This is a genomic window from Corallococcus sp. CA047B (genome assembly GCF_003612065.1).
GTDB classification, from domain to species: domain Bacteria; phylum Myxococcota; class Myxococcia; order Myxococcales; family Myxococcaceae; genus Corallococcus; species Corallococcus praedator.
The window spans coordinates 1-6,925 of sequence record NZ_RAWD01000415.1 but is presented as its reverse complement, the minus strand read 5'-3'; the positions used below and the strand labels follow the sequence as shown (position 1 = coordinate 6,925).

Annotated in this window: 6 protein-coding genes; 5 read left to right on the top strand and 1 reads right to left on the bottom strand. The window is 71.6% G+C overall.

From position 1 onward, the window contains the following. Window positions 1-1,149 (top strand): glycosyltransferase family 2 protein (locus D7X74_RS37500; RefSeq protein ID WP_147446825.1); only part of this gene is annotated, 1,149 nt, incomplete at its 5' end. On the opposite strand, the gene D7X74_RS37495 is transcribed toward D7X74_RS37500, so the two are convergent. Beyond that, window positions 1,089-2,498: an NAD(P)/FAD-dependent oxidoreductase gene (locus D7X74_RS37495; protein WP_158622350.1), complete on the bottom strand. Its 1,410-nt coding sequence runs from the start codon at window positions 2,496-2,498 to the stop codon at window positions 1,089-1,091. The genes D7X74_RS37500 and D7X74_RS37495 overlap by 61 nt on opposite strands. Window positions 2,499-2,584: 86 nt before the next feature. Between D7X74_RS37495 and D7X74_RS37490 the strand changes: the two genes are divergently transcribed. From D7X74_RS37490 to D7X74_RS37475, 4 genes are all read left to right on the top strand, one after another. Next, window positions 2,585-3,628 (top strand): squalene/phytoene synthase family protein, encoded by a 1,044-nt coding sequence (locus D7X74_RS37490; RefSeq protein ID WP_120537779.1) that lies wholly within the window; start codon window positions 2,585-2,587, stop codon window positions 3,626-3,628. Next, window positions 3,628-5,535: a 2,3-oxidosqualene cyclase gene (locus D7X74_RS37485; protein WP_120537778.1), complete on the top strand. Its 1,908-nt coding sequence runs from the start codon at window positions 3,628-3,630 to the stop codon at window positions 5,533-5,535. Before D7X74_RS37490 ends, D7X74_RS37485 begins: the two co-directional genes overlap by 1 nt. Before the next feature lie 80 nt (window positions 5,536-5,615). Then, complete coding sequence (locus D7X74_RS37480; RefSeq protein ID WP_233602426.1) at window positions 5,616-6,134, top strand: hypothetical protein; 519 nt, start codon at window positions 5,616-5,618, stop codon at window positions 6,132-6,134. Between the two features lie 87 nt (window positions 6,135-6,221). Next, a partial coding sequence (locus tag D7X74_RS37475) for an FAD-dependent oxidoreductase (protein ID WP_120537776.1) occupies window positions 6,222-6,925 on the top strand: 704 nt, incomplete at its 3' end.

The following is a 6,925-nucleotide window of genomic DNA, read 5'->3' as shown; positions in this document are numbered from 1 at the left end:
CTGCTGGTCCATGGACACCTGGGGCTGATGGCGGGCCTGCGACGGCGCCCGGCACCGGCCGCGAAGCCGTTCGAGCCGCCTTCGGTGACCCTCATCCGCCCCATCCGGGGCCTGGACGTGGAGGCGCGGCAGAACGTGCGCGCGCTGCTGGAGCTGGACTATCCCGGCGAGTGGGAGGTGCTGTTCGTCTTCGACAGCGAGGAGGACCCGGCGTTCGCTCCCACCCGGGAGGAGGTCCTCCGGCATCCGACGCGCGCGAGGCGGGTGGAACTTCTGGTGGCGGGCGAGCCCCCCGAAGGCCTGACGGGCAAGCTCAATGCCATGCAGGTGGGGGTGGAGCGGTCGCGGTGCACGCTGGTGGCCTTCAGTGATTCAGATACGCGGCCCGCGCCCGGGGTGCTCACGGCGCTGGTGGGAGCGCTGCTGGAGGACGCGCGCACGGGCGCCACGTTCGCGCCCGTCTACGCGGTGGCGGACGCGCCCCTGGCGGGCGACGTGGGCTACGGGCTGCTGGTGAATGCGTGGTACGGCGCGTTGGTGGCGCGCACGGCGCAAGCGGACGGCGCGCTGCCCTTCATCATGGGGCAGTTGATGGTCTTCCGCCGCGAGGCGCTCGCGGCCATTGGCGGCGTGCGCTGCGCCGCCGGTCAGCTCGTGGATGACATGTACCTGGGGCGCAGGTTGCACGAGGCCGGGTGGAAGAACCGCGTCATCCACACGCCCCTGCGCATCGTCACCGGACAGCTGGAGCTGCGCGCGTTCCTGCGCATCTTCCGGCGGTGGATCCTCTTCTCGGAATCGGGCCTGCCCTGGGGCTTCGCGCGACCCAACTGGGTGCGAGGGATGGTGAGCTGGATTGCGTGGGGAGGCCTGGCGGTGGCGGTGGCGCGCAGGGCCTGGGGGCGCGCGGCCGTGGCGGCGCTGCCAATCGGCTTCTCCGTGTGGAGCCAACTGGGGCTCCAGCGGGCCCATCACGGGCCGCGCGTCGCGCTTCGTCACTACTGGGTGCCGGCGGTGCTGCCGCTGCTGGGCGCGGGGGTGGTGCTGTCCGCGCGACTGTCGCGCGAGGTGGAGTGGCGTGGCAGGGGCTACCGGCTGGATGCGAAGGCGCGCCTGGGGGAGGCCCAGCCGGCCCGGGCCAGCCTGTAGACGGGACGGCGGACACGACGATGCAGCCAGCTGCCCATCTGTTCCACCGCGCTCGCCACGGCGTCCCGCAGGGGAGGCCCGGAGGCGCGCAGCAACGGCGCGGCGGACCGCAGCCGGCCGGCCTGGGCCTGCGGCGACAGCATGGCGATGAGGGCATGGCCGACGACCCTCAGGTACTCGCGGGTCATCACCCGCATGCGCGGCTCCTCGGAGGAGAGCAGGGCCATGGAGGCGCGCGCGCCGCGCGGGCTGTGCTCCCAGTAGTGCAGGAGGCCCTGGCGCAACGCCCGCATGCCCTCGTCATGTCGGGCGAAGGCGCTGTAGAGCGCGGAGGCGAGCGCCACGCGGGTGCGCTGCGCCGGCCGTCGCTCGCGCGCGTAGTGTTCGAGCGCGCGGTGGATGGGCCCCGGATGGCGTCGCAGCGCTTCTTGGAGGGCGCGGGCATCGTGGAAGCACGACGCCATGCCACTGGCGGTGAGCGGATGGCAGCACGCGGCGGCGTCGCCCACGAGCACCGCGCTCTCCACCCAGACTGTCTCCGCCAGCCAGTCGTCGTTGGAGGCCATGCGCGGGGCGGGCCCTTCCTCCAGCGCCCGCCAGACTTCGGCCTTCAGACCGGAGGGCAGGGTGTGCAGCAGCTCCGGGTGGCCCTTCAAGGTCTGGGTGGTGCTGCCCAGGGGGAGATCGACCATCACCCGCGCCACGCCGGGCTGGATGGCATAGGCCAGCACGTGCAGGGGGCCTCCCACGAACTGGTGACCGTGTCCCGGGTGGGTCAGGCAGGCGCTGTCCACGGTGACGCCCAGCATGGTGGAGATGCGGGCATGGTGCTCGGCGATGCCCAGCATCCGCCGCACGGGCGACGCGCGTCCGTCCGCGGCCACGAGCAGCCGGGCGTGGAGGGTGTGCTCGGCGCCCTGTTGGGAGAAGCGCAGGCGGACACCTCTCGCGTCGTTGTGCTCCACGGCCGTCACCCGGGCCCGGCCGAGCAGGGTGACGCCGGGGCGCCGGGCCACCGATTCCAGGAGGGAGTTGGTCAGGGTGGCATGGTCCAGCGACAGTCCGGTGACCCCGCTCCCATAGGGCAGGATGAGGGTGCGCGCAGGGGCCTGGAAGCGCACGGCGAACCCGCGCACGGGCTGGGACTGCCAGGCGTCCACGACGTCCCCGAAGCCCAGCGCTCGCAGGTCCCGCACGCCGGTGGGGTGGAGCAGCTCCCCCGCGAGCTGTTTGTGGCGGTCCACGCCCGCGTCCACCAGCAGGACGGACAGCCCCAGCTCGGCGAGCGCGGCCGCCACCGCGCACCCCGCGGGCCCACCTCCGGCAATCACCACATCGACGTCCCCCACGCGGCCCTCACCCGATTCTGGATCCACCTGTCTGTGATTGATGACTTAGCCATTGAAGCAAGACGACGCACGCAGAGGAGGCAGGCATGGTTGCGCCAGGAGAGTCGTTTTGCCGTACGCAGCTCCCCCGGGTGTCCCGGACGTTCGCGCTGAATATCCCGCTGCTGCCCGAGCCCCTGGACCTGGCGGTGACGGTGGCCTACCTGCTGTGCCGCATCGCGGACACGTTGGAGGACGAGGCCCCGGGGCCGCTCCAGGGGGGATTGCTCGACGCGCTGGCGGACCTCGTGGAGCTGGGACCGGACTGGGAAGCGCGTGCCCGGGCCTTCGCGCGGCGGGCGGGGGGCGCGCTGCGAGAGGAGGCCCCCGTGGCGGAAGCAGCGCTGCTCGCGGGGACGCCCACGGTGCTGGAGACCCTGGCGTCGCTCCCCTCCTGGGTCCACCCACACATTTCCCGGTGCGTGCGCACGATGACGGGCGGGATGAAATCCATCCAACGCATGCACGGGGGCAGCGGTCACATCGAGGGGTTGCCCGACCTCCAGGCGACGTTCATGTATTGTTATTACGTCGCGGGCGTGGTGGGCGAGATGCTGACCGGCCTCTTCATCGACCACTCACCGTGGGTCGCCGAGCGGCGGGCCCGGCTCACGCAGCGAGCCCTCGCTTTTGGCAGGGCCCTGCAGCTCACCAACATCCTGAAGGACGTGCGCGAGGACCTGGACCGCGGAAGCTGCTGGCTGCCAAGGGACCGGATGGCGGCGCACGGGCTTTCGCCCGAAACGCTCACCCGGCCGGCCGACCGCGCGCGGGCGGTCGCGCTGATGCATGAGCTGGTGGCGGTGGCGCGCCGGGAGCTGGACGTCGCGCTTGAATACTCCCTGGCGCTCCCCCCCGAAGAGCCGGGACTGCGGCTGTTCTGCCTGTATCCCCTCTTCTTCGCGGTGATGACGCTCAACGCGGTGGAGGGCAATCCCGCGGTGTTCGACCCCGAGCCGGTGAAGATGCGCCGGGAGTCGGTGGGACTGTTGATGCAGCTCACGCAGGAGCGGGTGGCGTCGGATGCCGCGCTGCGGGCGCTCTATGCCGAATGTTCGCGAGCATCCCAGGGGGCGGAGGCGATGTGGTGATGCAGCGGGCCCGCGACGTGCTGGCCCGGACCCAGGAGGCGGATGGCTCCTGGAAGGGCGACTACGGCGGCCCGCTCTTCCTGACCCCGGTGTATGTGGCCGGGCTGTATGTGATGGGGCGGGCCCCGGACGCGCGCACCCGCGAGGGGATGCTCGCCCACCTGCGGGCCCACCAGAACGACGATGGGGGCTGGGGGCTGGACGTGGAGTCGCGAAGCCTCGTCTTCACGACGGTGCTCAACTACGTGGCCCAGCGGTTGATGGGCGTCGATGCCACCGACCCGGACCTCGTGCGCGCGCGGGCGTGGTTCCTGCCCCGGGGCGGTCCGCTGGGCAGTGGTTCCTGGGGGAAGTTCGTCCTCGCCCTCCTGGGGCTCTATGACTACGACGGGTTGACCCCCATTCCTCCGGAGCCGTGGCTGCTGCCGCGATGGCTGCCATTCCATCCGTCGCGGCTGTGGTGTCACTGCCGCATGGTGTACCTGCCCATGGGCTGGCTGTATGGCCGCCGGGCCCGCGCGGTGGAGACGCCCCTGTTGGCCCAGGTGCGCCGCGAGCTGTATCCCCAGTCCTACGCCGCCGTGGACTGGAAGGAAGCGCGCAACCGGGTGGCCGCGTCCGATGCCTACACCCCCCGGAGTGGGTGGCTTCGCGCCGTGAACCGGGCGCTGGGCCTCTACGAGCGGGTCCACCCGAAGCGGCTGCGCGCCCGTGCGCTGGAGGAGTGTCTGGCGTTGATTCGCGGGGAGGATGAAGCCACGCATCACCTCTGCATCGGGCCCATCAACAAGGTGCTCAACACCGTGGTGTGGCATCTGGCCCGGCCGGACGGTCCGGAGGTTCGGGCCCACCTGGAGCGCCTGCCGGACTATCTCCAGCACTCCGCGGATGGCACGAAGGTCAACGGCTACAATTCCTCTCAGCTCTGGGACACCGCGTTCGCGGTGCAGGCGCTGGTGGCCTCGGGACAGGCGGCAGGGGCGCGGGACACCCTGGAGCGCGCGGGTCGCTTCCTGGAGGCGGAGCAGGTGCTGGAGGACTCGCATCAAGCCGCGCGCCACCACCGGCATCCGAGTCGGGGCGGCTGGCCGTTCAGCACCCGCGCCCACGGTTGGCCCATCAGCGACTGCACCGCGGAGGGGCTGAAGGCGTGTCTGCTGTTGGAGCCGCTCGGGCTCAACCGCGTGCCTCGCGAGCGGCTGGCGCAGGCGGTGGAGTTCATCCTGTCGCTGCAGAACCGGGACGGGGGCTGGGCCACCTACGAGCAACAGCGGGGGCCGCGCTGGCTGGAGCGGTTCAACCCCTCGGATGTGTTCGCCGGCATCATGGTGGACGCCAGCTACGTGGAGTGCACGTCCGCGTGCGTGCAGGCGCTGGTGGCCTGGCGGAAGGCGCGGCCGGAGGCGCCGGTGGGACGGGCCATCGCGCGAGGCGTGGACTTCCTGCGCCGCACACAGCGCCCGGATGGAGGCTGGGAGGGGTCGTGGGGCGTGTGCTTCAGCTACGGCACGTGGTTCGCGGTGACGGGGCTGGTGGCTGGCGGCTTGAAGCCAGGAGACCCGGTGCTGCGCCGGGCCTCCGCGTTCCTGAAGGCCCACCAGCGCGAGGACGGCTCCTGGAGCGAGACCCTCCAGAGCTGTCGCGAGCGTCGCTGGGTGGAGGGGCCCACGGGGCACGCGGTGACGACGTCGTGGGCGTTGATGGCGCTGGCGGCCACGGGCGACGGGGAGTCAGAGGCCGCCCGACGGGGCGTGGCGTGGCTTCGCGCGCGGCAGGGCGCGGATGGCCGGTGGCCCCCGGAGCCCCTGGCGGGCGTGTTCAACCGCACCTGCGCCATCCACTACGACACCTACCTGCGCATCTTCCCGCCGTGGGCGCTGTCACGTTGGGGAACTCTCATGAGTTAGCCTCCCAGCCCTTCTGATAAGGCTCCCCGACGACACGAGGGGATCCACGAATGACGCGGATGCATTGGATGGGCGCTGGGGTGTTCTTGCTGGCGGCGCTGGGAATCGCGGAGGCCGCGCCGCCGGATGCGCCGGACGAACAGCGAGTGGCGATCACGCTCGCGGATCCGGCGTGTTCAACGGAGAAGAGCACGCAGTGCCTCTGCGTGGGGACTCCTGGCACGGCGGCCCCCCAGCTTGGGGAGATTGGCGTGGACTTGAACGCCCTGAAGACGGGCGGAGTGCCCTGCGTCCCGGGCGACTTCGACAAGGATGGCCAGCCGGACTACGCGTTTCCGGGCAAGGACTACTCGTGCAACCAGTCCGTGCCGGTGCGGGTGGTGTTCACGAAGAATGGAAAGGTCCGGGAGGTGCTCGCCCTGCCTCGCGACGTGAGCTGCCTCCAGCTCTACGCGCCCAGGCCCAGGAAGGGTCCCCACGGCGAGCCCAAGACGGCGCGGCAGGGCCTGGTGGACTGGGGCGAGGGCAACGCCACCTGGGTCTACCTGTTCAATGGGAAGAAGTGGGCCGCGACCACCCATCCCTCTGAATCACGCTGAATCAGGGCGCTGTAACCTTTCGCCGTCCTCCGTCGTGGTGCCCGTGAAGCCCCTGGAATTTCCCGGGTGCGCGGACGGAGGACGGGCATGCAGGCGATGAAGGTGGCGGTGATTGGCGGAGGGCTGGGCGGGCTGACCGCCGCGGCGCTGCTGGCGCGCGGTGGCTGCGAGGTGACGCTGTTCGAGCGCTCGAAGCACCTGGGCGGACGGGCCCAGACTTCGGACGTGGAGGGCTTCCGCTTCAACCTGGGGCCGCATGCGCTGTATCGCGCGGGCGCGGGTCTCCGGGTGCTGGGACGCCTGGGGGTGAAGCCCCAGGGCGGCGTTCCAGGGCAGGCAGGCCGCTATGCGCTGCACTCAGGCCGGCTGCACACGCTGCCTCATGGGCCCGTGACGCTCCTGACGACGGACGTGCTGTCCCTGGCCGCGAAGCTGGAGGTGGCGAAGCTGCTCGCGGGGCTGGCGCGCATCGACACGGAGCCGCTGGGCCGCCTGTCGACGCGCGAGTGGCTGGACACCCGCCTGGCCCGGGAGGACAGCCGGGCCCTCGTCGCGGCGCTGTTCCGGGTGGCCACGTACTGCGCGGACCACTCCGCGCTTAGCGCGCAGGCGGCGGTGGCGCAGCTCCAATACGCGATCGCCGCCAACGTGCTGTACGTGGACGGAGGGTGGAGCACCCTGGTGGATGCGGTGGCGCTCCAGGCGCGCGAGGCCGGAGCCCGGGTGGAGCTGTCCGCGCGGGTGGCGGCCGTCGTCCTGCAGGGGGAGGGCGCGGGCGCGCGGGTTGAAGG